This window comes from Shinella yambaruensis (assembly GCF_022899355.1).
GTDB lineage: Bacteria > Pseudomonadota > Alphaproteobacteria > Rhizobiales > Rhizobiaceae > Shinella > Shinella yambaruensis.
In genome coordinates this window covers 12,210-36,995 of sequence record NZ_JALJCK010000014.1, presented here as the reverse complement: position 1 = coordinate 36,995, position 24,786 = coordinate 12,210, and the positions used below count along the sequence as shown (strand labels likewise).

24 protein-coding genes are annotated in these 24,786 nt (G+C 66.9%); 14 read left to right on the top strand and 10 right to left on the bottom strand.

Annotated features, from left to right (window positions below):
- Positions 1-194: 194 nt before the first annotated feature.
- A complete protein-coding gene (locus tag MUU56_RS26715; protein WP_244770320.1) occupies positions 195-1,220 on the bottom strand; it encodes a sugar ABC transporter substrate-binding protein in 1,026 nt (341 codons plus the stop codon).
- Between the two features lie 288 nt (positions 1,221-1,508).
- On the opposite strand from MUU56_RS26715, the gene MUU56_RS26710 reads away from it, so the two are divergent.
- The 4 genes from MUU56_RS26710 to MUU56_RS26695 all read left to right on the top strand — a co-directional run bounded on the left by MUU56_RS26710 (position 1,509) and on the right by MUU56_RS26695 (position 4,293).
- A complete protein-coding gene (locus MUU56_RS26710; RefSeq protein ID WP_244770319.1) occupies positions 1,509-2,738 on the top strand; it encodes an ROK family transcriptional regulator in 1,230 nt (409 codons plus the stop codon).
- Entirely contained in the window at positions 2,739-3,167 is a 429-nt protein-coding gene (locus MUU56_RS26705) for an RbsD/FucU family protein (RefSeq protein ID WP_244770318.1), read from the top strand.
- Positions 3,168-3,263: 96 nt separating this feature from the next.
- Entirely contained in the window at positions 3,264-3,440 is a 177-nt protein-coding gene (locus tag MUU56_RS26700) for a hypothetical protein (protein WP_244770317.1), read from the top strand.
- 127 nt (positions 3,441-3,567) lie between these two features.
- On the top strand, positions 3,568-4,293 hold the full coding sequence (locus MUU56_RS26695; protein WP_244770453.1) for a type 1 glutamine amidotransferase: 726 nt from the start codon (positions 3,568-3,570) through the stop codon (positions 4,291-4,293).
- A 13-nt stretch (positions 4,294-4,306) separates the two neighbouring features.
- Here the strand turns inward: MUU56_RS26695 and pdxR are convergent, their stop codons facing one another.
- On the bottom strand, positions 4,307-5,737 hold the full coding sequence (pdxR, locus tag MUU56_RS26690) for a MocR-like pyridoxine biosynthesis transcription factor PdxR (RefSeq protein ID WP_244770316.1): 1,431 nt from the start codon (positions 5,735-5,737) through the stop codon (positions 4,307-4,309).
- A gap of 43 nt (positions 5,738-5,780) precedes the next feature.
- On the opposite strand from pdxR, the gene MUU56_RS26685 reads away from it, so the two are divergent.
- Positions 5,781-6,497, top strand: a complete 717-nt coding sequence (locus tag MUU56_RS26685; protein WP_244770315.1) for a pyridoxamine 5'-phosphate oxidase family protein — start codon at positions 5,781-5,783, stop codon at positions 6,495-6,497.
- An 845-nt stretch (positions 6,498-7,342) separates the two neighbouring features.
- Here MUU56_RS26685 and lepA read toward each other — a convergent pair.
- Together lepA and MUU56_RS26675 are read right to left on the bottom strand one after the other, a co-directional pair.
- On the bottom strand, positions 7,343-9,175 hold the full coding sequence (gene lepA / locus MUU56_RS26680; RefSeq protein ID WP_244770314.1) for a translation elongation factor 4: 1,833 nt from the start codon (positions 9,173-9,175) through the stop codon (positions 7,343-7,345).
- A 61-nt stretch (positions 9,176-9,236) separates the two neighbouring features.
- A complete protein-coding gene (locus MUU56_RS26675) occupies positions 9,237-10,487 on the bottom strand; it encodes an MFS transporter (protein WP_244770313.1) in 1,251 nt (416 codons plus the stop codon).
- A gap of 140 nt (positions 10,488-10,627) precedes the next feature.
- On the opposite strand from MUU56_RS26675, the gene MUU56_RS26670 reads away from it, so the two are divergent.
- Both MUU56_RS26670 and MUU56_RS26665 read left to right on the top strand, forming a co-directional pair.
- Entirely contained in the window at positions 10,628-11,206 is a 579-nt protein-coding gene (locus MUU56_RS26670; protein ID WP_244770452.1) for a helix-turn-helix domain-containing protein, read from the top strand.
- Between the two features lie 14 nt (positions 11,207-11,220).
- Positions 11,221-11,757 (top strand): GNAT family N-acetyltransferase, encoded by a 537-nt coding sequence (locus tag MUU56_RS26665; protein ID WP_244770312.1) that lies wholly within the window; start codon positions 11,221-11,223, stop codon positions 11,755-11,757.
- 74 nt (positions 11,758-11,831) lie between these two features.
- Here the strand turns inward: MUU56_RS26665 and MUU56_RS26660 are convergent, their stop codons facing one another.
- Both MUU56_RS26660 and MUU56_RS26655 read right to left on the bottom strand, forming a co-directional pair.
- Entirely contained in the window at positions 11,832-12,449 is a 618-nt protein-coding gene (locus MUU56_RS26660) for a transglutaminase-like cysteine peptidase (RefSeq protein ID WP_244770311.1), read from the bottom strand.
- Between the two features lie 108 nt (positions 12,450-12,557).
- Positions 12,558-13,376: an alpha/beta hydrolase gene (locus tag MUU56_RS26655; protein ID WP_244770310.1), complete on the bottom strand. Its 819-nt coding sequence runs from the start codon at positions 13,374-13,376 to the stop codon at positions 12,558-12,560.
- A 232-nt stretch (positions 13,377-13,608) separates the two neighbouring features.
- Here MUU56_RS26655 and infC point away from each other — a divergent pair, with 232 nt between their 5' ends.
- From infC to pheT, 6 genes are all read left to right on the top strand, one after another.
- Positions 13,609-14,145, top strand: a complete 537-nt coding sequence (gene infC, locus MUU56_RS26650) for a translation initiation factor IF-3 (protein ID WP_244770451.1) — start codon at positions 13,609-13,611, stop codon at positions 14,143-14,145.
- Positions 14,146-14,362: 217 nt separating this feature from the next.
- The gene (rpmI, locus tag MUU56_RS26645) at positions 14,363-14,566 is read left to right on the top strand and encodes a 50S ribosomal protein L35 (protein ID WP_024270153.1); all 204 of its coding nucleotides are present in this window, start codon (positions 14,363-14,365) and stop codon (positions 14,564-14,566) included.
- Between the two features lie 39 nt (positions 14,567-14,605).
- Complete coding sequence (rplT, locus tag MUU56_RS26640; protein ID WP_064332218.1) at positions 14,606-15,010, top strand: 50S ribosomal protein L20; 405 nt, start codon at positions 14,606-14,608, stop codon at positions 15,008-15,010.
- A gap of 100 nt (positions 15,011-15,110) precedes the next feature.
- Entirely contained in the window at positions 15,111-15,974 is an 864-nt protein-coding gene (locus MUU56_RS26635) for a BUD32 family EKC/KEOPS complex subunit (protein ID WP_244770309.1), read from the top strand.
- The gene (pheS, locus tag MUU56_RS26630) at positions 15,967-17,052 is read left to right on the top strand and encodes a phenylalanine--tRNA ligase subunit alpha (protein ID WP_244770308.1); all 1,086 of its coding nucleotides are present in this window, start codon (positions 15,967-15,969) and stop codon (positions 17,050-17,052) included. Before MUU56_RS26635 ends, pheS begins: the two co-directional genes overlap by 8 nt.
- Positions 17,053-17,074: 22 nt before the next feature.
- Positions 17,075-19,501 (top strand): phenylalanine--tRNA ligase subunit beta, encoded by a 2,427-nt coding sequence (pheT, locus tag MUU56_RS26625; protein ID WP_244770307.1) that lies wholly within the window; start codon positions 17,075-17,077, stop codon positions 19,499-19,501.
- A 260-nt stretch (positions 19,502-19,761) separates the two neighbouring features.
- Here pheT and mbfA read toward each other — a convergent pair whose 3' ends face one another.
- Positions 19,762-20,745, bottom strand: coding sequence for an iron exporter MbfA (gene mbfA / locus MUU56_RS26620; RefSeq protein WP_244770306.1), 984 nt, complete (start codon positions 20,743-20,745; stop codon positions 19,762-19,764).
- A 221-nt stretch (positions 20,746-20,966) separates the two neighbouring features.
- On the opposite strand from mbfA, the gene MUU56_RS26615 reads away from it, so the two are divergent.
- On the top strand, positions 20,967-21,791 hold the full coding sequence (locus MUU56_RS26615; protein ID WP_244770305.1) for a C40 family peptidase: 825 nt from the start codon (positions 20,967-20,969) through the stop codon (positions 21,789-21,791).
- Positions 21,792-21,818: 27 nt separating this feature from the next.
- Here MUU56_RS26615 and MUU56_RS26610 read toward each other — a convergent pair whose 3' ends face one another.
- From MUU56_RS26610 to MUU56_RS26600, 3 genes are all read right to left on the bottom strand, one after another.
- On the bottom strand, positions 21,819-22,484 hold the full coding sequence (locus MUU56_RS26610; protein WP_244770304.1) for a YiaD family glycine zipper/OmpA-like lipoprotein: 666 nt from the start codon (positions 22,482-22,484) through the stop codon (positions 21,819-21,821).
- 73 nt (positions 22,485-22,557) lie between these two features.
- Positions 22,558-23,463 (bottom strand): EamA family transporter, encoded by a 906-nt coding sequence (locus tag MUU56_RS26605; RefSeq protein WP_244770303.1) that lies wholly within the window; start codon positions 23,461-23,463, stop codon positions 22,558-22,560.
- A gap of 153 nt (positions 23,464-23,616) precedes the next feature.
- Positions 23,617-24,642: a histone deacetylase family protein gene (locus MUU56_RS26600; RefSeq protein WP_244770302.1), complete on the bottom strand. Its 1,026-nt coding sequence runs from the start codon at positions 24,640-24,642 to the stop codon at positions 23,617-23,619.
- Positions 24,643-24,786 lie beyond the last annotated feature (144 nt).

Genomic DNA, 24,786 nt, shown 5'->3' with positions numbered 1-24,786 from the left:
CCGGTCGGGCGCCTTGCGCACCTTCCGCCATCGCCGGGCGGTCTCCTCCCTATGCGGCCCCGGCTGTTGCCGTGCCCCATGGAGAAGGGTGCCCATGTCTTGTTGCGAATGTCAAAGCAGGGTCGGTCTTACCCGCGACCCGGGCCGCGTCCGTAGCGGAAAGCCGGCCCGGTCAAGCCGGGCCGGCGGGGGCATCAGCCCCAGCACTTGTCCTTGCCGGCCTTGGTGTCGATGGACTCGACGCCGGCTGCCGGCTTGTCGGTGACGAGCGTCACGCCCGTGTCGAAGAAGTCCTTGCCTTCGGTGGCCTTCGGCTTCTCGCCGGTGTCGGCGAAGGTCTTGATGGCCTCGATGCCGAGGGCCGCCATCATCAGCGGGTACTGCTGCGAGGTGGCGCCGATGACGCCGTCCGCGACGTTCTGCACGCCCGGGCAACCGCCGTCGACGGAAACGATCAGCACGTCGCCTTCCTTGCCGACGGCCTTCAGCGCTTCATAGGCGCCGGCAGCGGCCGGTTCGTTGATCGTGTGCACGACATTGATGGACGGATCCTTCTGGAGAAGGTTCTCCATGGCGGTGCGGCCGCCCTCCTCGTTGCCGTTGGTCACGTCGTGGCCGACGATGCGGGCATCGTCCTCGTCGCCGATCTTGGAAATGTCCTTCACGTCGATGCCGAAGCCCTTCATGAAGCCCTGGTTGCGCAGCACGTCGACCGAGGGCTGCGAGGGCGTCAGGTTGAGGAAGGCGATCTTGGCGTCCTTGGCGGCATCGCCGAGCGTTGCGGCGGCCCACTTGCCGATCAGTTCGCCGGCGAGCAGGTTGTCGGTGGCAAAGGTCATGTCGGCGCTGTCGAGCGGCTCCAGCGGCGTGTCGAGCGCGATGACGAGCAGGCCCGCGTCACGCGCCTTCTGCACGGAGGGAACGATGCCCTTCGTGTCCGATGCGGCGATCAGGATGCCCTTCGCGCCATCGGCGATGCAGGTCTCGATCGCCGCGACCTGGCTTTCCGAATCGCCGTCGATCTTGCCGGCATAGGACTTCAGCGTCACGCCAAGTTCCTTGGCCTTCGCCTCGGCGCCTTCCTTCATCTTGACGAAGAACGGGTTGGTGTCGGTCTTGGTGATCAGGCAGGCGCCGACATCGGCGGCGGAGGCCGGCGCGGCAAAGGCGACGCCGAGCGCAAGCGCGCCGAGAGCGGCGGAAATCACGGTTTTCTTCATAAGATCCTCCCAAGGACAAAACGGGATGCACCCCTCTCCTGGGGCCATCCGGTCGCAGGGTGGCGGGCGGCTCCTCCGCCGGCCGATCCTTGCTTCCGGCCATAAAGAGAACACCAAAAGAAATGCCTGTCAATAAATAAATCGAATTGAATTATTAATTCGATGTGGCATGCTGCAGGAAAGATCGGGCGAAAAGCCCGGCTGCGCGTTTCCGGTGGAAGAGCGGAACGCCAGCCGATAAGAGGACCGGAAAGGGCGCGGGCGCCCGGTCCGGCACGGGAGGAGACGATGATCAGAAAGGACGCGACGGCACACGCCGTGCCGGCCGAAATCCTCGATCCGAGCGGGGGCGCGAACCAGGTGCGCGTCCGGGCCTATAACGAACGCCTGGTCATGTCGCTGGTGCGCCGGCACGGTAGCCTGTCGAAGGCCGAGATCGCCCGGCGCAGCGGCCTTTCCGCCCAGACCGTCACCGTCATCATGCGCGCGCTGGAGGCGGAGGGGCTTTTGATGCGCGGCGAGCCGATGCGCGGCAAGGTCGGCCAGCCCTCCGTGCCCATGCGGCTCAATCCCGATGCGGTCTATTCCTTCGGCCTGAAGATCGGCCGCCGCAGCGCCGATATCGTCATGATGGATTTCGTCGGCGGCATCCGCCGGCAGGTGCGCCGGACTTACCCCTATCCGATGCCCGGCCCGCTGCTCGCCTTCGTCGTGGAGGGGCTTGCCGAGCTGGAGGCCGCGATCACGCCGGAGGAGCGCGCCCGCATCGCCGGCTTCGGCGTCGCCGCGCCGTTCGAGCTCTGGAGCTGGGCGAGCGAAGTGGGCGCGCCGCAGGCCGACATGGACCAGTGGCGCGGCGTCGACCTCGGGGCGGAGATCGCAAGCCGCGTGCCCTATCCCGTCGTGCTGCAGAACGACGCGACGAGCGCCTGCGCCGCCGAGCTCGTCTTCGGCCTCGGCCCGCAATATCCCGATTTCCTCTATCTCTTCATCGGCTCCTTCATCGGCGGCGGCGTGGTGCTGAATTCGGCGCTCTTCACGGGCCGCACCGGCACGGCCGGCGCCATCGGCCCCCTGCCGGTGCAGGGTCGTGACGGCGAGACGGTGCAGCTCCTGAAGATCGCCTCGATCTACCGCCTGGAAAACCTGCTGCGCGAGCATGGCATCGATCCCAAACCGCTCTGGTATTCGCCGGACGGATGGATCGATTTCGGTGCGCCGCTCGCAATCTGGATCGAGGACACGGCGGCCGCGCTTGCCCAGGCCGTGGTCGCCTCCGCCTCCGTCATCGATTTCTCCGCCGTCATCATCGACGGCGGCTTTCCCGCCTGGGTGCGCGAGCGCGTGGTCGCGGCGACGCAGGCCGCCGTCGCCCGCCTCGACCTCCAGGGCGTCACCCTGCCCGAGATCGTCGAGGGCGCGGTCGGCAGCGCCGCGCGCTCGATCGGCGGAGCCAGCCTGCCGCTCTTTTCCCGCTATCTTCCGGACCAGAACGTCCTCTTCAAGGAGCTTGCCTGAATGCTGAAAGGTCTTGACCCCATCCTGGGCCCGGAGCTGCTCGCGACGCTGCGCGCCATGGGCCACGGCGACGAGATCGCCATCGTCGACGGCAACTATCCGGGCGTCGAGCACGCCCGCCGCCTTATCCGCCTTGACGGCGTGCCGCTCGTCCCCGCGCTCAATGCCGTGCTTTCGGTGCTGCCGATCGACGATTTCGTCGAGGAGGCGATCTTCCGCTCCACCTTCCGCCAGGAGCGCGACACGCTGGAGCCCGTGCACCGCGAGATCATCGACTGCTGCGCCCGCCATGCGCCGGATCGCGCGGTCGTGCCGCTCGTCGGTGCCGACTTCTATGGCCGCGTGCGCGCCGCCCACACGCTGGTGCAGACCAGCGAGCCGCGGCTCTATGCCAATGTCATCCTGCGCAAGGGCGTCATCTATCCCTGACCCTGTTTCCCGAGGAACAGCGCGGGGCGGGGCGATGTGAGACCTTCTGATCACCGGATGAGAGAGGCTCATCCCCAACCGATCAGGAGAGACCCCATGCGCAAGATCATCGTTTCCGCCACCGTCGCCCTCGTTGCCGCCGTTTCCTTCGCGGCCCCCTCGCAGGCCGGTTACTACAGCTACGGCTACCAGCCCTCCTGCTTCATCAAGAAGGTGAAGTCCTACGACTACTACGGCAACGTCATCGTCAAGAAGATCCGCGTCTGCCACTGATCCCTTCCTTCCGTCGATCCTCCCCCGACTTGCCCGGCTCGAAAGAGCCGGGTTCTTTTTGTTTGGCCCTTGAATGAAGGGGAGGGCCGTGTTTGTCTCGCGCCATGTCGAAGAATGGGAGTATCGCATGCGCGTGCTGGTGGTGGAAAACGACAAGGTGACGCTGCTCGGGCAGATCGGCGTCGCGCTGGACGAGGCGGGCGCCGAGATCGACCTCTGCCGCCCCCATGCCGGCGACACCATCCCGGCGGACGACGCGGCCCATGATGCCATCGTCGTCATGGGCGGCCCGCAGAACGCCCGCGACGACGAACGCCACGGCTACCTGCCGGCGCTCGCCGCGCTGATGCGCCGCTTCGGCGACGCGGACAAATCGGTGCTCGGCGTCTGTCTCGGCAGCCAGCTTCTCGCCCGGGCCTATGGCGCGGAGAACCTGATCGGCGCGGCGCCGGAATTCGGCTGGTGCACGGTGGCGCTGACGAAGGACGGCGCCGGCGATCCGGTCCTGTCGGCGGCGGCCGGCGCATTCCCGATCTTCCAGTGGCACAGCGACACGTTCACGCTGCCGGACAAGGCCGTGCGCCTCGCCACCAACGGTGCCGCCGAGAACCAGGCTTTCCGCATCGGCCGCGCCACCTACGGCACCCAGTTCCATTTCGAGGCGAGCCGCGCGGTGGTGGACGGCTGGGCGGAGACCTTCCCGCAGCTCATCGAGACGCTCCAGCCCGGCTGGCTTGCACGGCGTGCCGCGCTGGCCGACGAGAACGGCCCGCGCGCCGACGCCACGGGCCTTGCCATCGCGCGGGCCTGGGTGGCGACGATCGCCGCCGCCGCAACCCGCCGGGTCGCCTGAAGCGGATACGGCCTTAGGACCCGGACAGCGCCGCCGCGAATCGCGATGCGGCGGTCTTGAGGATTTCCGGGGCGAAGCCGGAAAAGCCGATGACCAGGCCCTGCCGCGGCGGATTGGTGACGGCCATGGCCGACAGCGCCCGCACGCCGAGCCCGGCGCGCGCGGCAATCTCCACCGCATCCGTATCGGCAAGCGCGGCCGGCAGGCCGGCGACGAGGTGCAGGCCCTGGTCCGGCACGCCGACCGAAAGCGCGCCCGCCGTCGAGAGCCCGGCCACCAGCGCGTCGCGTGCCGCCTGCGCCTGCCGCCGGGCGCGGCGCAGATGCGCGGCGAAGTGGCCCTCGCGGATGAGGTCGGTGAGGGCGGCCTCGGCCAGCGTCGGCGGGCTGCGGTCGCTGCGGCCGCGCAGCGCCACCACCGTCTCGAGCAGCGGATCGGGAATGACGGCATAACCGAGCCTGAGGCCCGGGAAGAGCACCTTGGAGAAGGTGCCGAGATAGATCACGCGCCCGCTGTCATCCATGCCCTGCATGGCGGCGAGCGGCGGCCCGGCGAAGCGGAACTCGCTGTCATAGTCGTCCTCGATGATCCAGCCGCCGGTCTCCCGCGCCCAGTCGATCAGGGCGAGCCGCCGGCGCATGCTCATGGTGACGCCGAGCGGGAACTGGTGCGACGGCGTGACATAGACCGCGCGGGCGCCCGGTGCCGCCAGGGCGATATCCGCCCCCTCGCCGTCGACGGCAAGGCCGCAGAGCACCAGGCCGTTGCCGGAAAAGGCCGCCCGGGCGCTCGGATAGCACGGGTCCTCGATCATCACCCGGTCGCCCGGCGCCAGCGCGCTGCGGATGACGAGGTCGATGCCCTGCTGCGTGCCCGTGGTGATGACGATCGAGCGCGCCGCGCAGCGCACGCCGCGCGCCTGCCGGAGATAGGCGGCGACCGCCTGGCGCAGCGCTTCGCCGCCGCGCGGATCGCCATAGTGGAAGTGCTCGGGGCCCGGCCGGGCGAGATGGCGCGCCAGCAGCGTGCGGAACTGTTTCAGCGTGCGTGCGTCGGCCATGGCGACGCCGAGCGTGCCGGGCAGCGGCATTGTCGGGGCGTGTCTCTCCCGCTCGACCGGTTCCGTCGGCCTCATCGTCGGCACCCGGTCGGCAACGAAGGTGCCGGCCCCGGTGCGGGCGACCGCGAAGCCCTCGGCGATCAGTGTCTCGAAGGCGGCGACCACGCTGCCGCGCGAGGTCTTCAGCCGCTGCGCGAGGTCCCGCGTCGGCGGCAGCTTGCTGCCGGGCGGAATGTCCCCCGCCTCGATCAGCCGCCGCAGTTCGCGGTAGAGCGCCGGCGTGCGCCGGCCCGCCGCCGGAAGAACGGGAACGAGCGAGGACCAGTCCGGCAGAATGGTCCGAATTTTTTGCTCGGAATTGGTGCTTTTTCGATCCAATGCCATGGCGCACCATGGCGGCCTCTCCCTTGAAAGGCAAGCCCCGCAGATGAGCACCGAGACCGCCGCCTATCCCGTCACCCCGCGCAACCGCGTCAAGCGCATGCACGAGCGCGGCAGCTATGACCGCGAAAGCGTCCATGCCATTCTCGACGCCGCCATGCTCTGTCACGTCGCCTATGTCATCGACGGCCAGCCCTATGCGACGCCCACGCTCTTCTGGCGCAGGGGCGACACGCTCTACTGGCACGGTTCCTCCGCCAGCCGCATGCTGCGGCACCTGAAGGCCGGCACGCCCGCCTGCCTCACCGTCGCCCATCTCGACGGGCTGGTGCTCGCCCGCTCCGGCTTCAACCATTCGGCCAACTACCGCTCCGCCATGTGCTTCGGCACGGCGCGGCTCGTCGAGGACCCGGCGGAGAAGATCGAGGCGATGCGCGACGTCGTCGACCGCTTCTATCCGGGCCGCAGCGCGCTGTTGCGCCCCCTCACGCCGCAGGAGGCCAAGGCGACGACGATCATCGCCATGCCGATCGACGAGGCGGCGGCCAAGGTGCGCGCCAAGGGCGTCGGCGACGACGAGGCGGATTTCGCCCTGCCGATCTGGGCCGGCGTCATCCCCGTCACCACCGTGCTCGGCCCCGCCGAGACCTGTCACCGGCTGGTGGCGGGCGTGGAGAAACCCGAAACGCTGGCGATCTTCCCCGAGGGCGGCCGGCTGGACGCCGCGCTGCGGACGGGACAGCAGCTCTACGAGAATGCCTGAAGTCCATGCGCCACGGTCCACGCGGCGGATCTCGCCCGTGGGGTTGTCAAAGAGCATCGGACGGGGCGCTGGAAGCTGCCTCATCTGAAAAATTGTATCTGCGGCACCTTTCAGCGCCCCGTTCGGCGGTTTTTGCCCGCGACTGCGGTCCCTCTGCAGGGGCCGGACCCGTGGATGTCTGTCGCCGGTTTCCGGGATGGGCGTCTCCGTTTTGGCATCCGCGATCGCGCGCCATGGCGATTGCGGACGGAAAGGCGCTCTCGCACCCTTCCCGGAGAAGCTTCACCCCGGCGGACGATGCCGACGCATCCGCCGGACCCGGCCCCCTTGTGTGCCGCACAGGCACGCCCGGCGCGCCGTCCGGGGCATGAAACGGCAGGGTCGGTCCGACGCCCCGCCGCTTCCCCCGTGTCGCCGGAGGGAGACCATTTTCCGCAGGCCCTTGCGGTGCGGGCTCACGTCCTTCCCCCGCCACAAGCGCCGGCCCCGCCTCACTGCCACGCCTGGCAGCGTATCCGTGGCGGAACGGGAGGATTGTAGGCACGGATCTGGCGGGCGGGGAAAACGGGGCGTGTTTTTTCGGGGAGGAGAGGGTGTGCCGTGCGGATGGATCCTCGGGTCGAGCCCGAGGATGACGACAGAAGGAAGGGGGGCGGATGAAGGCAGCGGTTCCGCATGCCGTGCCGTTCCATGGGGTCCCGGGCTTCTCCTCCCCTCCGTCATCCTCGGGCTCGACCCGAGGATCCACCCGCACGGCACAACCCTTGCCTCCAATCGCGAGAAAGCCCCGGATGCAGGGGCATCCGGGGCTTTCGGGTTCTGATACAGGGCAGCGGTGCCGGCCTTTACTCGTCGCCCATCTTGAGCGCGGCGATGAAGGCTTCCTGCGGGATCTCCACCTTGCCGAACTGGCGCATGCGCTTCTTGCCGGCCTTTTGCTTTTCCAAGAGCTTGCGCTTGCGGGTGGCATCGCCCCCGTAGCACTTGGCGGTCACGTCCTTGCGCAGCGCCGAGATGGTCTCGCGGGCGATCACGTTGCCGCCGATGGCGGCCTGGATCGGGATCTTGAACATGTGCTTCGGGATCAGCTCCTTGAGCTTCTCGCACATTTCGCGGCCGCGCTTTTCGGCGGCCATGCGGTGCACCATCATGGAGAGCGCGTCGACCGGCTCGCCGTTCACCAGGATCGACATCTTCACCAGGTTGCCTTCCTTGTGGTCGGTGATCTGGTAGTCGAAGGAGGCATAACCCTTGGAGATCGACTTCAGGCGGTCGTAGAAGTCGAAGACGACCTCGTTGAGCGGCAGGTCGTAGGTGAGCATCGCGCGCGTGCCGACATAGGTCAGCTCGACCTGGATGCCGCGGCGGTCCTGGCAGAGCTTCAGGATGCCGCCGAGATAATCGTCCGGCGTCAGGATCGTCGCGCGGATCCACGGCTCGTGGATTTCCGAGATCTTGACGACGTCGGGCATGTCGGCCGGATTGTGCAGCTCGCGCTCGGAACCGTCGGTCATGAAGAGCTTGTAGACGACCGAGGGGGCCGTCGCGATCAGGTCGAGGTCGAACTCGCGCTCCAGGCGCTCCTGGATGATCTCGAGGTGCAGCAGGCCGAGGAAGCCGCAGCGGAAGCCGAAGCCGAGCGCGGCGGAGCTTTCCATTTCGAAGGAGAACGAGGCGTCGTTGAGGCGCAGCTTGCCCATCGCCGAGCGCAGGTCCTCGAAATCGGCGGCATCGACCGGGAAGAGGCCGCAGAAGACGACAGGCTGGGCCGGCTTGAAGCCCGGCAGGGCCTTTGCCGTCGGGCGCTTGTCCTCGGTGATCGTGTCGCCGACGCGGGTATCGGCCACTTCCTTGATCGAGGCGGTGATGAAGCCGATCTCGCCCGGGCCGAGACTATCCATCGCCACCATCTTCGGCGTCAGCACGCCGACGCGCTCGATCGTGTATTTCGCGTCCGTGCCCATCATGCGGATGGTCTGGCCCTTGCTGATGCGGCCTTCGATGACGCGCACGAGGACCATGACGCCGAGATAGGTGTCGTACCACGAATCGACGAGGAGGGCCTTCAGCGGGGCCTTCTCGCCGCCCTCGCTCTTCGGCGCGGGCAGGCGCTCCACGATCGCTTCGAGCACGTCCGGGATGCCGAGGCCGGTCTTGGCCGAGATCAGCACGGCGTCGGAGGCGTCGATGCCGATCACCTCCTCGATCTGTTCCTTGATGCGGTCGGGCTCGGCGGCCGGCAGGTCGATCTTGTTGAGCACCGTCACGAGCTCGTGGTTGTTGTCGATCGCCTGGTAGACGTTGGCGAGCGTCTGGGCCTCCACGCCCTGGGAGGCGTCGACGACGAGCAGCGAACCCTCGCAGGCCGACAGCGAACGCGAGACCTCGTAGGCGAAGTCGACATGGCCGGGCGTGTCGATGAGGTTCAGCACATAGGTCTCGCCGTCCTTCGCCTTGTAGTGCAGGCGCACGGTCTGGGCCTTGATGGTGATGCCGCGCTCGCGCTCGATGTCCATGTTGTCGAGGACCTGTTCCGACATCTCGCGGTCGGCAAGGCCGCCGGTCGACTGGATCAGCCGGTCGGCGAGCGTCGACTTGCCGTGGTCGATATGGGCCACGATCGAGAAGTTGCGGATATGGTCGAGGGGCGTCGAAGTGTTGGTGCTCATGCGCGCCATATAGCAGCGGGGAAGATTCCCGCAAAGCGGTAAATGAAGGGTTTCGTGCGCGCGAACGCCGCTATTCCGGGGCTTTTTCGCCTTCGACGAGCGCGCCGGCATTCGGCACCTGGGCGCTTCGGATCTCGAAGGTCTCCCGCGCCTCCGGCGGCACCGTCTCGCGCAGGCGCAGGCGCTGGGCGACGAAGGCGGCATAGGCGAGCGCCACGGCCATGGCGGCATAGATGAAGGTCTTCGGGCCGAAAGCCGGCGTCAGCGCCGTCACGGCCAGCGGAACCAGCGTCGCCGAGGTCGACCAGGCAACGAGCAGCGTCGAGGCGAGCGGCACGAAGTCCTCCGGGTCGGTCCGGTCGTTGGCATGGGCATTGGCGATCGAATAGACGCTCTCGACGGCGCCCGCCCAGAGCGCGAAGACGATCATCAGGACGACGAAGGCCTGGAAGGAGACGAAGAGGGCGGCGACCGCGGTGCCGGCGATCAGCAGGCAGGTGGCGATCAGCACGATGCGCCGGTCGATGCGGTCGGAGAGCGTGCCGAGCGGGTATTGCACGAAGATGAGGCCGAACTGCATGACGAACATCAGGAGCGCGACATCCGCCTGGCCGACCTTGTTGGTGGCGGCGTAGATCGGGGTGAAACCCTGCACCACCATGGAAAGGCCGCCGGCGGCCAGCACGCCGATCAGCGCGACCGGCGAGTTGCGCCAGGCCATGGCGAAGTCGACGCTGACCCGGGCGGGCGCCGGCGGGGTGGGCAGCTTGGTGAGGCCGATCGGCAGCAGGGCGATCGTGGTGACGAAGATGGTGACGAGCGGGGCGAGGTTGCCGTCCGCCGGCATGCGGCCGAACAGCCAGGCACCGATGCCGAGCCCCAGCACATAGGCCATGTAGAAGAAGGACATGGCCTTGCCGCGCCAGCGGTTGTCGCTGGCATGGTTCAGCCAGCTCTGGGCGATGATGAAGTTCGCGTTGCCGGCCACGCCGTAGAGGCCGCGGGCGAGGATCCACAGGATCGGGTTGACGCCGAGCGCGACGAGGAAGGCGGCGATGATGACCAGCGCCAGCGAGCAGGAAAAGGCGCGGGCATGGCCGACGCGGCGGATGACGGGACCGGCGATGACGCAGCCGACCAGCCCGCCGAAGGCGATCGCCGTGACGGCCGCGCCCGGCGTCCAGGAGGGCGCACCGGCCTGCGACAGCACATAGGGCACATAGGCCAGCATCACCCCGTTGCCGATGGCGACGAAGGTCATCGAAACGACGATGGCGGTGATGGAAAAGAGCGAGGACGCCCGCTGTGCTTCACCCGTCATCCGCCCGCCCTCCGATTCTCGCTGCGGCACCTTATCCGGCGGGAGGATGTCGCATTGTCGCCGGAGCGGCATGGCCGGAAAATATTTTCGGGACGGGTTTGCCCGTTGACTCCATTATAAGGGAGAATTATTCCATGATAATGGAAAATGGAATCGACCCTCTGGAAAGTGCCATCGGCGAGCGGGTGCGGCTGCTGCGCACGGCGCGCGGCCTGACGCTGGACGATCTCGCCGGGGCCTCCGGCGTGAGCCGGGCGATGATCTCGCGCATCGAGCGCGGCGAGGCGAGCCCGACGGCGCAGCTGCTTGCAAGGCTCTGCGCGGCGCTGGACCTGACGCTCTCCGCCTTCTTCGCCTTTTCCGGGGAGGCGGGCGATCCCCTGTCGCGGCGCGAGGACCAGGTGGTCTGGCGGGATCCCGAGACGGGCTACCAGCGCCGCGCCGTCTCGGCGCCCAACACGGCCTCGCGCGTCGAGGTGATCGAGGTGACGTTTCCGCCGGGCGCGCGCATCGCCTATCCGCCGGAAACGGCCAGGGCGGGCATGACGCAGCATGTCTGGCTGTTTTCGGGCCGCCTGCGCATGACCCTTCGCGAGACGGTGCATGACCTGCGCCCCGGCGATTGCCTCTACATGAGCATCACCGAGGGCCATGTCTTCGACAATCCCGGCGACGCGCCGGCGCACTATGCCGTGGTGCTGGACCGCGGCCGCCCCTGAGCCATGAGGACGAGATGAGCGAGATCAGGCTGCTCGATGCCGAGGAAACCCGGGCCCGGATGGGCGAATTGGCGGATGTGCTTGCCGATTGCGTGACCGGCGGGGCCTCCGTCGGCTTCATGGCGCCCTATGGGCCGGCCGATGCGCTGCCCTTCTGGCGGGACGTGGCGGCGGCGGTCGGCGAGGGGGCGACGCTGCTCTTTGCCGCCGAGCGGGCGGGGCGCATCGTCGGCACGGTGCAGGTCGGCATCCGCCAGATGCCGAACCAGCCGCACCGGGCGGACGTGAAGAAGCTGCTCGTCATGGAAAGCGAGCGCGGCCGCGGCATTGCCCGCGCGCTGATGGCCGCCGCCGAGGCGGAAGCCGCCCGGCGCGGCAAGACCGTGCTGGTGCTCGACACGGCCACCGGCAGCCCCGCCGAGACCGTCTACGAGCGCCTCGGCTGGCAGCGCGCCGGCGTCATCCCCGACTATGCGCTCTATCCGGACGGCCGCTTCTGCGCGACGACCTTCTTCTACAAGCGGATCGGCGCGGCCGCCCTGGCGGCGTGACGAGGCGGCTCCGGAAAAGACAAAGGCCGCGGATCGCTCCGCGGCCCTCGCAGTCCCCCTGCGAAAAACGTGTCTTACTGGCCGACCGACGACACCATGACGGCATCGCCGTTTTCGATCGAGACCCAGCGGCCGGCATGGAACGAGGCCTGGCGCTTCAGGTAGCGATAGGGCGTTTCCGTCCAGAGCTTGACGTCGTTGTTGAGGTTGTCGAGGACGAAGTCGCCCTGCGTGGTGCGCAGCGTCAGCACGGCATGGCCTTCGCCGTCCGGCTTGCGCACGACGGTGATCAGCAGGTCGCCGGCGGCAAAGCCCTTTTCCATCAGCTTCTTGCGCTTGAGCAGCACGAAATCCTCGCAGTCGCCCGCGCCGTCCGGATAGGACCAGACCTCGTCCTTGCCGTAGAGGTCCTTGTCGGTCATCGGCGTGATGGCGTTGTTGGTGCCGGCGTTGATCTCGCGCACCACCGTCCAGCCGTACGCCGTCACCTTGGCGGGCGCCTGGCCGCGCACGCCGGCGCGGCATTCCGAAGCGTTGGCCTGACAGAACTCGTAATGGCCGATCGGCTGGGAGGTTATGCCGCCGGTCTGCATGGCAAGTGCCGAAGCCGGCGCGGTGAAAGCCGAGGAAGAAGAAGCGAGGAGGGCGAGCACCGCCGCAACCCCAGCCTTCGCACCAATCATTCGTGCCATGAAACGTCCCCTAATCGTTAACAAAGAGTTAACGGTCAGGTGGGGCCTTCGTCAATCATGAGAATTGGCGATGCGGGAATATGGTTAAAATGTGATTCGGCCGGGGTCTCATTGCCCGCGGGCAAGGGCCTCCGCCGCCTCGAGGAGCTTGGCGATGTCCTGCGGGCGCGACAGGCGATGGTCGCCGTCGCGGATCATGGTCAGCACCACGTCGTCGCCGGAAAGGTGCTCCATCAGGCGCACCGCATGGCCATAGGGCACGTCCGGATCGGCCATGCCCTGCAGGATATGCACGGGGCAGCCGGTCTCGATCGCGCCGGTCAGCACGCGGTTGTCGCGGCCGTCCTCGATGAGCTTTCTCGTGTAGATGTTCGGGTCGGGGCCGTAGGGCGTCGGCTCCTCGAACTGGCCGCGCTCGGCCAGCGCCGTGCGTTCGGCCTCCGTCAGGTTCGGCTCGATCAGCTCCGAGGTGAAGTCCGGCGCCGGCGCGATGAGCACCAGGCCGGCAATCTCGATGCCGCCGCGTGCGGCAAGCTCTGCCACGGCGCGCAGCGCGATCCACCCGCCCATCGAGGAGCCGACGAGCACGGCGCGGCGCGTGCCGAGCGTCCCTGCCGCGTGGTCGATCACCGCGAGCGCCTCCTCCAGCCAGCGCGAGATCGTGCCGTCGACGAAGGCGCCGCCCGAGGCGCCGTGGCCGGAATAGTCGAAGCGCACGCAGCCGGTGCCGAGACGGGCGGCAAGCCCGGCAAGTTCCACCGCCTTGGTGCCCGTCATGTCGGAGCGGTAGCCACCGAGCCAGACGAAATGCGCAAGCCCGTTGCCGCCGGCCGCCGGCTGCAGCGCGACGGCGATCCTGCGGGCGTCGTCGCCCGCGCCGACGGTGATGAATTCTGTCGGGGTCCCATTGCCGTTCGCCGCCGTCATGCCTATCTCCTTGTCCTGTGTCCCGACCGCGGCAAACCGCCCGTTGGCCGGTCTTTTGCCGAGAGCTAGACCAGATTCGCGCCTGCAAGGACAGGTGGTGATTTTTTCCACGCGGCATGCTATTGACTTCACAAGCGCGATCAACACATTGCCGGAAAACGCCGCCAGGCGGGCAAACGGCCCGGTCGACGCAGATCCATACCTATCGAAACAGTTCGAGGAGAACACGACCATTCGCAGACCCTTCAAAGCGGAAGCTCCCGTCAAGGACGGCCCGCGCTCCAACAAGGAAATCCGGATTCCCCGGGTTCAGCTTATCGATGCCGACGGCAACAACCACGGTATCGTCCCGACCGATCAGGCGCTCCGCATGGCCGAAGAAGCCGGCCTCGATCTCGTGGAGATTTCGCCGAACTCCGAACCGCCCGTCTGCAAGATCCTTGACCTGGGCAAGCTGAAATACGCCAACCAGAAGAAGGCGGCCGAAGCGCGCAAGAAGCAGAAGATCGTCGAGATCAAGGAAATCAAGATGCGCCCGAACATCGACACGCATGACTATGACGTGAAGATGAAGGCGATGAATCGCTTCTTCGAAGAGGGCGACAAGGTCAAGGTGACGCTGAAGTTCCGCGGCCGCGAAATGGCCCACCAGGAACTCGGCATGAAGCTCCTGATGCAGGTCAAGGAAGACACGCTGACCATCGCCAAGGTGGAGGCCGAGCCGAAGCTCGAAGGCCGCCAGATGATGATGGTGCTGGCTCCGCGGTAATCGCGACCTCACGACCACCGGATCGAAGCCGCCTTTCGGGGCGGCTTTTCCGTTTCTGCGCGCCGGATGCCGCAATTCACGGATTCCGGTTGCGCTTTTGGGGGACATCGGTTACAAGCCGCCGTCCGAACGGTCCGGCAGGGCATGCCGTGGCCGTTCTTTACGCTGGAGATGGCCTCGTCAGCCATCTCGAATTCAAGAAGAATGGAGTAGCAAAATGCCCAAGATGAAGACGAAGTCGTCTGCCAAGAAGCGGTTCAAGATCACCGCGACCGGCAAGGTCGTCGCTGCCGCTGCCGGCAAGCGCCACGGCATGATCAAGCGTACCAACAAGTTCATTCGCGACGCGCGCGGCACCATGGTGCTGGCCGAGCCCGATGGCAAGAAGGTCATCAAGAACTACCTGCCGAACGGTCTCTGAGACTAATCGCGCGATTTGATACGTTAAGGAGATCATGACATGGCACGTGTAAAACGCGGCGTAACCTCCCACGCCAAGCACAAGAAGACGCTGAAGGCAGCCAAGGGCTTCTATGGCCGCCGCAAGAACACCATCCGCGCCGCCAAGGCCGCGGTTGATCGTTCCAAGCAGTTCGCCTACCGCGACCGCAAGGTCAACAAGCGCAATTTCCGCGCGCTCTGGATCCAGCGCATCAACGCTGCCGTCCGCGAGCACGGCCTGACCTATGGCCGCTTCATCGACGGCCTCAACAAGGCCGGCATCGAAGTCGACCGCAAGGTTCTGTCCGACATGGCGATCCATGAGACCGCAGCGTTCGGCGCGCTCGTCGCAGCCGCCAAGAAGGCGCTGGAATACCTCAAGGATGCCGGCACGAAGAACGAGTTTGAAGCCGCCGTCAACTGACCGGCGCTTCCACAACCAAAACATCGTTTCGTTGTGAAACCCGCGCCGGGGAACCGGTGCGGGTTTTGCTTTGTGGACCGGCCTCGCTAAAGGACTGGAGATGGATGGCAGGCTGAACGATCTTTCCGCGATCCCGGACGCGACGGCCAAGGATATCGAGACGCTTCTCGCCGTCCTTGCCCGTGGCGCGCGCCGTATCGAGCGCGTGGAGATGTCGTTCGGCACCGTCTGGGTGAAGCGCTACGGCACGGAGCGGCCGGTTTTCTGGTTGTGGGCGCAAAACGCTCTCGCCCTTCTGTTCCGCAAACCCTTCCTGCGGCCCTCGCCGCAGCTCGACAGGAAGGCGATGGTCGACCGCGAGGTGCGGCGGATCGCGGCCTTCGCGGCTGCGGGCCTGCCGGTGCCGAAGGTGCTCTACCGCTCCGGCAGCGCGCTCGTGCTCTCCGATGCCGGTCCGACGATCGGCGCGCAGCTCGGGGTTTTGAAATCGGCCGATCCGGCCGACCACGACGACCTGCTTGTCGCCTGCGCCGCCGATCTCGGCGCGCTGCATGCCAAAAGGCTCTGTCATGGTCGCCCGCACCCGCGCGATCTCTTCCTTGAGGGCGGCCGTGTCGGCTACATGGATTTCGAGGAGGAGCCGGAAGCCGTCATGCCGCTGCCGACCGCCCAGGCGCGCGACCTCTGGCTGCTGTTCCTCCAGCTCGTGCCGAGTGCGCTGGAGGGCGAGACGACCGCCGGCCGGGCCCTTTCCGCCTGGATGGAGAGCGCGCCGGGCGATGCGCTTGCCGAACTCTGTCTTCTCGTGGCGTTCCTCGCCAAGTTTTTATGGCTCACCCGATTGATCGGGCGCGTGCACATGGGTAGTGATCTGCGGCGTTTCCTCGCCGCAACCCGCTATCTGTCGCAGGTTCTCCTGCCGCCCCGCGCGGCCGACGCAAGCAAAGCAGGTAAAGATGACTGAACTCGACACACTGGAACATGGCCTCCTTTCCGCCGTCGCCGAAGCGTCCGACGAGGCGGCGATCGAAGCCGTGCGCGTCGGCGCCCTCGGCAAGAAGGGCTCCGTCTCCGAACTCCTGAAGACGCTCGGCACCATGTCGCCGGAAGAGCGCCAGACCCGCGGCGCGGCGATCAACGCGCTGAAGACCCGCGTCACCGACGCGATCACCGCGCGCAAGTCGGCGCTGCGCGACGCCGCCATCGAGGCGCGCCTTGCGGCCGAGACGGTGGATGTCAGCCTGCCGGTGCGCTCCTCGCCCGCCGAGCGCGGCCGCATCCATCCGATCAGCCAGATCGTCGACGAGATCACCGCGATCTTCGCCGATATGGGCTTCTCCATCGCCGAGGGTCCCGATATCGAGACGGACTACTACAATTTCACGGCGCTGAACTTCCCGGAGGGCCATCCGGCCCGCGAGATGCACGACACGTTCTTCTTCCCGGCGGACGAGAAGGGTGAGCGCAAGGTGCTGCGCACGCACACCTCGCCCGTGCAGGTGCGCACCATGGAGGCGCAGCAGCCGCCGATCCGCATCATCATTCCCGGCAAGACCTACCGGCAGGATTCGGACGCCACCCATTCGCCGATGTTCCACCAGGTCGAGGGCCTCGTGGTCGACAGGAAGGCGAACGTCGCCAACATGCGCTGGGTGCTGGAGGAATTCTGCAAGGCCTTCTTCGAGGTCGACAGCGTCACCATGCGCTTCCGCCCGTCCTTCTTCCCCTTCACCGAGCCGTCCTTCGAGGTCGATATCCAGTGCGACCGCTCGTCGGGTCCGATCGTCAAGTTCGGCGAAGGTACGGACTGGATGGAGATCCTCGGCTGCGGCATGGTGCACCCGAACGTGCTGCGCGCCGGCGGGCTCGATCCCGACGAATACCAGGGCTTTGCCTGGGGCATGGGCCTCGACCGCATCGCCATGCTGAAATACGGCATGCCGGACCTGCGCGACTTCTTCAACGCCGACGTCCGCTGGCTGAGCCACTACGGTTTCCGCCCGCTCGACATGCCGACCCTGTTCGGCGGCCTCAGCGCGTAACCGGCATCCAAGGAGAAAGATCATGAAATTCACCCTCTCCTGGCTGAAGGACCATCTCGACACCGACGCCACGCTCGAAGAGATCTGCGCGAAGCTGACGGCGATCGGGCTCGAAGTGGAGGACGTCGACGACAAGGCGGCCTTCAAGCCCTTCGTCATCGCCAAGGTCGTTTCCGCCGAGCAGCATCCGAACGCCGACAAGCTCAAGCTTCTGATGGTCGACACCGGCAAGGGCGACCCGATCCAGGTCGTCTGCGGCGCGCCGAATGCGCGCACCGGCCTTGTCGGCGCCTTCGCCGCGCCCGGCACCTATGTGCCCGGCATCGACGTGACGCTCGCCGTCGGCACCATCCGCGGCGTCGAGAGCCGCGGCATGATGTGCTCGGAAAAGGAGCTGCAGATCTCCGACGACCATGACGGCATCATCGACCTGCCGGCCGATGCGCCGGTGGGCACGAGCTACGCCGCCTATGCCGGCCTCGACGATCCGGTCATCGAGATCAACCTGACGCCGAACCGCCCGGACTGCACGAGCATTTTCGGTATTGCCCGCGACCTCGCCGCCGCCGGCCTCGGCACGCTGAAGGCCCCGAAGGCACCGTCCTTCAAGGTCGAAGGCGAGACGCCGGTCAAGGTCAGGCTGGAACTCGGCGGCGACGATCATCTCTGCCCGGGCTTCGCGCTCCGGCTCGTGCGCGGCGTCAGGAACGGCCCGAGCCCGCGCTGGATGCAGCAGCGGCTTCTCGCCATCGGCCTTCGCCCGATCAACGCGCTCGTCGACATCACCAACTACATGACCTTCGACCAGGGCCGCCCGCTGCACGTCTTCGACGCGGCCAAGGTGAAGGGAAACCTCGTCGTGCGCCGCGCGGCGGAAGGCGAAAAGGTGCTGGCGCTCGACACACGCGAATACACGCTGAACCCGTCCAACGTCGTCATCGCCGACGATGACGGCGTCGAATCGATCGGCGGCATCATGGGCGGCGAGCATTCGGGCTGCGACGAGAACACCGTCGACGTGCTGATCGAATCGGCGCTCTGGGACCCGATGAACATCGCCAAGACCGGCCGCGCGCACGGCATCATCACCGATGCGCGCTACCGCTTCGAGCGTGGCGTCGACCCGCAATACATGGTGCCCGGCCTCGAACGCGCCACCGAACTGGTGCTGGAGCTCTGCGGCGGCGTGGCCGCCGAAACCGACGTCGTCGGCTACAAGGGCTTTTCGGCCAAGGTCGTCGACTTCCCCTTCTCCGAGGTCAAGCGCCTGACGGGCCTTGACGTCTCCCCGGAAGAGAGCGTGGACATCCTGACGCGCCTCGGCTTCACCGTCACGGGCGCGGGCGAGCGCGTCTCCGTCGCGGTGCCCTCCTGGCGTCCCGACGTCGAGGGCAAGGCGGATCTCGTGGAAGAGGTCATGCGCATCCACGGCGTCGACAATATCAAGCCGGCGCCGCTCGAAAGCCACGGGGCGGTCAACGGCCGCATCCTGACCACGCTGCAGATCCGCTCGCGCCTTGCCAAGCGGGCGCTTGCCGCGCGCGGCATGCTGGAGGCCGTCACCTGGTCCTTCATCCCGAAGGCCCATGCGGAGCTCTTCGGCGGCGGCGCGGCCTCGCTGGCGCTCTCCAACCCGATCGCGTCGGACATGTCGGACATGCGCCCCTCGCTGCTGCCGGGCCTCATCGCCGCCGCGCAGCGCAATGCCGACAAGGGGCATAGTGACGTCGCGCTCTTCGAGGTCTCCGGCACCTATGAAAACGACAGGCCCGAGGGGCAGCGCCGCGTTGCCGGCGGCGTGCGCCGCGGCACGGCTTCGCTTTCCGGTTCCGGCCGCCTCTGGTCGAACGCCGCCAAGGGCGGCGGCAAGCCGGTCGACGTCTATGACGCCAAGGCCGACGCGCTTGCCGTCATCGAGGCCTGCGGCCTGCCGATGGGCAATGTGCAGATCGAGCCGGGCGCGCCCGCATGGTATCACCCGGGCCGGTCCGGCACGATCAAGATGGGGCCGAAGATCGTACTCGGATATTTCGGCGAGTTCCATCCGAAGGCGCTCGGCGCGCTCGACGTCTCCGGCGCGCTCTGCGGCTTCGAGATCTTCGTCGACGCCATGCCTGACCCGAAGAAGAAAGCGACCCGCACCAAGCCGGCGCTCGACCTTTCGCCCTTCCAGGCCGTCAGGCGCGACTTCGCCTTCGTCGTCGACAAGACGGTGGAAGCGGGCGCCATCGTGCGCGCGGCAACGGGTGCCGACCGCAAGCTGATCGCCGCCGTCAACGTCTTCGACGTCTTCGAGGGCGCATCGCTCGGCGAAGGCAAGAAGTCGGTCGCCATCGAGGTCGTCTTCCAGCCGACCGACAAGACGCTGACCGACGAGGATTTCGAGGCGCTCACCGCCAGGATCGTCGGCAATGTCGCCAAGACCACGGGCGGCACGCTGCGCGCCTGACCGGGACAGGAGCGGGGCGGCGACGCCCCGCTTGCCAATTCGTGAGCGTCGGTCGCATTTTGTGAACGGACCGTCGCCTGCTCGTGGATTGAAGATTGGTTAGCAAGACCTTAATTCCCTTGTCGGGAGGGTATAGAGGTCGACATGGATTCTGCTGCCAATCTCCTGCCGCTCGCCATCATGGGCGTCGGCGTCTATCTTTTCTTCCGCTGGGTGGTGCGCGACATGAACCGCCCGACAGGCCGGTAGAACTTATCCCTTTACGCATTGCCGATCAGCACGCCCGCGGCCAGGACGAGGCTGCCGCCGAGCACGACCTGGAGAACGGCGCGGAAGAACGGCGTTTCCATGTAGCGGTTCTGGATGAAGGCGATCGCCCACAGCTCCACGAAGACGACGAAGACGGCGATGGTCGTCGCCAGCATGAAGTTCGGGATGAGATAGGGCAAAGCATGGCCGAGGCCGCCCAAGGCCGTCATGATGCCCGAGGCAAGGCCGCGCTTGACCGGCGAGCCGCGGCCGGAGAGCTTTCCGTCGTCATGCGCCGCTTCGGTGAAGCCCATGGAGATGCCGGCGCCGACCGAGGCCGAGAGACCGACGAGGAAGGTCTGCCAGGTGTCCTGCGTGGCGAAGGCGGCGGCGAAGATCGGCGCGAGGGTCGAGACCGAGCCGTCCATCAGGCCGGCAAGACCCGGCTGCACATAGGTCAGCACGAATTGCCGCCGCGCCGTCTGGTCTTCCTCCGCCTTCACGTCGGCGGGTATGTGCTGCTCGCCGAGCCGGCGGGCGAGCGATTCATGGGATTTTTCCGCCAGCGCCAGGTCGCCGAGCAGCTTTCGCGTCGCCGCGTCCTGCGTGCGCGAGGCGGCGGCGAGGTAGAAGCGGTGCGCGGCCTCCTCCATCGCCTCGGCCTGGGCGCGGATCGCCTCGAGCGGCATGTTCGCGATCAGCCAGTCCGGCTTGCGCTCGGGGAAATCGCGCACATATTCGCGCCGCACCAGCGGGATGCGGTCGCCGAAGCGCGCCACATGCCGGTCGATCAGCAGCTGGCGGTGATGGCTCTCCTCCTCCGCCATTTCCTCGAAGATGCGGGCGGAATGCGGATAGGCGTCGCGCAGCGCATCGGCATAGGCGAGATAGATGCGCCCGTCATCCTCTTCCGAGGAAATGGCGAGGGCGAGGATTTCCTGTTCGCTGAGGGATTCGAGGCTGCGTTTGCCGGGATGGAGAAGACGGGAGAACATTGACGACAATCCAGTTTAGAATAATTCTAAATATAGGATCGAAGCTGCTCCGGTCAACCTCGACAGGATGTCGCGCGTAAGGCTAGAGTGGCCGGGGCCTGGAGCAATTCCAGCAAAAGTGCGCAGCGGTTTTGCGTCCGGAATTGCGTAAAGACAAACAGATGGAGCGTTTTCGCGATTCGGGGAAAAGCGGAAACGATCCACACTGCGAAGGACGCGACGTGACCGCCGGACTGAAGCCGCTTAACGCAAGCCGCGACACGCTGCTCGATCGCATCGGCCGCCGTTTCGCCGACAAGCTGCAAAGCCAGACCTCCGGCTACGAGCCCTATACGCCCTCCGACCCCGAAACGCTGGCGCGCACGCTGCGGCCCGGCGACGTGCTTCTGGTGGAGGGCAACCAGAAGGTCTCGGCGGCGATCAAGTACCTGACGCAGTCCACCTGGTCCCATGCCGCGTTCTTCGTCGGCGACGAGGTGCCGCTGACGCTGGACCAGGCGGCGCTGCCCGCCACGCAGCGCCCGCAGCTCATCGAGGTCAATCTCGGCGAGGGCTGCGTCGCCGTGCCGCTCACCAAGTACCGTACCTACAACACGCGCATCTGCCGCCCGGTCGGGCTGACGCCGGAGGATCGCGACGCGCTCATTGCCTTCATGGTCTCGCGCCTCGGCCTGAAATACGATCTGAAGAACATCACGGACATGCTGCGCTACTTCCTGCCGACGCCGCCCGTGCCGGTGCGCTGGCGCCGCCGCCTGATCGCCTTCGGCTCAGGCGATCCGACGCGGGCGATCTGCTCGACGCTGATTGCGGAAGCCTTCGAGATGATCCGCTACCCGATCCTGCCGGACGTCACGCGCGCGCCCGGCCATGCCGCGGCGACCTCGACCTATTCGCGCGAGGAAATCCTGCATATCCGCCATCATTCGCTCTATACGCCGCGCGACTTCGACCTCTCGCCCTATTTCGAGATCGTCAAGCCGACCTTGAAATACGGTTTCGACTACAAGCGGCTGGAATGGGGGCCGGGCCGCGAAGGGCCGTGACGGCCCGACGCGCCAACCGCCGACGGATCAGCCCTGCTTGAGCGGCGAAATCGCGATCTCGACGCGACGGTTCTGCGCGCGGCCGGCTTCCGAGGCGTTGGAGGCGATCGGGCGTTCCAGGCCGTAACCCATCGCCGACATGCGGCGCGGGTCGACGCCGCGGCCGGCCAGATAGTTGGCGACCGAGTTGGCGCGGCGGTTGGAGAGGTCCATGTTGTAGCCGGCATTGCCGACCGAATCGGTGTGGCCGTCGACGTCGATCAGCGTCTTGTCGAACTTGCGCAAGACGAGCGCGACCGAATCGAGCGTCGGATAGAACGGCGGGATCACCTGGTCCTGGTCGGTGGCGAAGGTGACGTTCGACGGCATGTTGAGGATGATGCGGTCGCCCATGCGCGTGACGGAAACGCCGGTGCCCTGAAGCTGGGCGCGCAGCTCGGCTTCCTGGTTGTCCATGTAGTTGCCGATGGCGCCGCCCGCCAGCGCCCCGACGCCGGCGCCGATCAGCGCGGCATTGCGGCGCTGCACCGGGTTGTTGCCGATCAGGAGGCCGGCAACCGCGCCGACGCCCGCACCGATCGCCGCACCGCCGGCCGTGTTGGAAACCTTCTGCTCGCCCGTATAGGGATCCGTCGTCGTGCAGGCGGAAAGGTAGGTCGCGGCGAGCGCGACGAGCGCAACTTTCTTGTACATGGAGTGTCCCCGGAAACGTCGATGATTCTGCTTCAACCTAGCGATTGCGGCAGGAACATGAAAGAGGCCGCTTTCAGGCGGTTTTCCCCTCGCCTTCGTCCTTTCCGCTGGACGTGACACCCGCGCTTGCCGCCACCACCAGCGCCGTGCCGAGCATCTGCAGGGGCGTCATCGGCTGGCTGAGCACGAGGAAGCCGGCGAGCGCGCCGAGCGCCGGCTCCAGGCTCATCAGGATGCCGAAGGCCGACATCGGCATGCGGCGCAGCGCGGTCATCTCCAGCGCATAGGGCAGGAGCGGCACGAGCACGGCAAGGCCGAGGATCATGCCGAGCCCTTCCGGGTTCAGCGCCTCGGCGGCGCGCGGCAGGCCGAAGGGGGCCGCGACGATGGCCGCGAAGACCAGCGACATGGAGAGCCCTTCGAGCCCCTTGAACGCTGCGCCGGTCTTCTTCATGAGGATGATGTAGGTGCCCCAGCCGACGCCGGCACCGCAGGCAAACAGCATGCCCATGGGATCGCCGACCCAGCCCGCGCCGTCATGCGACAGCAGCACGACGCCGATAAAGGCCGCGCCAGGCCAGATCAACCGCCAGCCCGCGCCGAGCGACCAGGTGGCGACCGCCAGCGGCCCGAGGAACTCGATGGCGACGGCAAGGCCGAGCGGGATGCGGTGGATCGCCGCGAAGAAACAGAGTGTCATTGCCGCCATGGTGGCGCCGAGCAGCATGGCGCTCTTCCACTGGTCGCGGCTGTAGGCGCGCATCGGCGGACGAACGATCAGGGCCAGGATCGCAGCCGCCATGACGAGGCGCAGGAATGTGGTGGTCGAGGGGCCGTAGGCATCGATCGCGGTCGCCGAGAAAGCCGAGCCGAACTGGATGCTCGACATCGAGCCGAAGCATAGCAGGATGCCGGTGAGGAGACCCGCATTGCCCGAGCCCGAAAGCCCGCCGCCCGTCGCTGTCCGTTGGTCGGCCATGAAAAGCCCTCCCGGTGCTCCAGATTCTTGTTTTTACCGCATTATCCGACGCAAAAAGCGACTTCGCTTCGGCTGGAAATGCTCTAGAGGAGGGGGCGTCACGCGGCAAATGGATAATCGTGACGCCTTGCTTCAGGAAAATTGATGCTGGCCTCAGCCGGCAATGCCCTTCAGCGTGTTGGCGACGTTGGGGCCGATTTCCGGCACGCCGTAGCCGCCTTCCATGACGACGAGCACCGGCACGCCGCTTGCCGCGACCGCCCGTCCCATCGTGATGTAATCCGGCGAGGTCAGCTTGAAGAAGGAGATCGGATCCTTCTCGAAGGTATCGACGCCGAGCGAGAGCACGATGACCTCGGCGCCGAAGGCCGAAATGCGCTTCAGGGCATCGGTGAGCGCCGCTTCCCAGACGGAGAAGGGCGTGCCGGGCGGCATGGGATAGTTCTGCGTCGTGCCTTCGCCGGCGCCCTTGCCGGTCTCTTCCGCATAACCGAGGAAATGCGGGAAGGCTTCGGCCGGATCGCCGTGCAGCGAGGCGAAATAGACGTCGCCCCGCTCGTAGAAAATGTCCTGCGTGCCGTTGCCGTGGTGGAAGTCGACGTCGAGCACGGCAACCTTCTTCGCGCCCTTGTCGAGGAAGCGCTGGGCGGCGACGGCGGCGTTGTTGATGAAGCAATAGCCGCCGAAGCTGTCGATGCCGGCATGGTGGCCCGGCGGGCGGCAGAGCGCGAAGGCGGCCTTCGCGCCGTCCGCGACGATATCGGCCGCGGTCACCGCGCTCTGCATGGAGGAGACGGCGGCTTCCCAGGTGCCGGGCGAGATCGCCGTTTCCGTGGCGTTGCAATAATAGCCGAGCAGGCCGTCGATCTGGGTCGGGATGCGCGGCGAGGTGCGGCGCACGGGGAACGAGGTGGCGATGGCCTCGCCCCTGTAGCCGGCGGCCTTCCATTTCTCCCAAGCCCCTTCCAGGAAGGAAAGGTAGCCGGCGTCATGCACCTTCAGCGCGGTCTCGAGCCCGTGGCGTTCCGGCGCGGAAACGTCGGTGAAGCCGGCATCCTTGACCGCCGCCAGGATCCATTCCGCCCGGAACGGCGCCTCGAAGGGCGCCACCAGCTCGCCGCCGTAAAGCTCGCTGCGGGCGTTCCTGAGCTTGTGGTCCTCGGAAAAAATGACGCGCATGAAAGGCTCCCCGTGTTCAATCGGGCGCGACGGTAGTGCATTTTTCGGAGAAGGGGAATCTCCCCCAGGTGATAGATGACGCGTTGCGCGGGACCTGGAACGGCAGCGCCCCCGCTTTTGGCGAGGGCGAAGGGGATGCGGGCA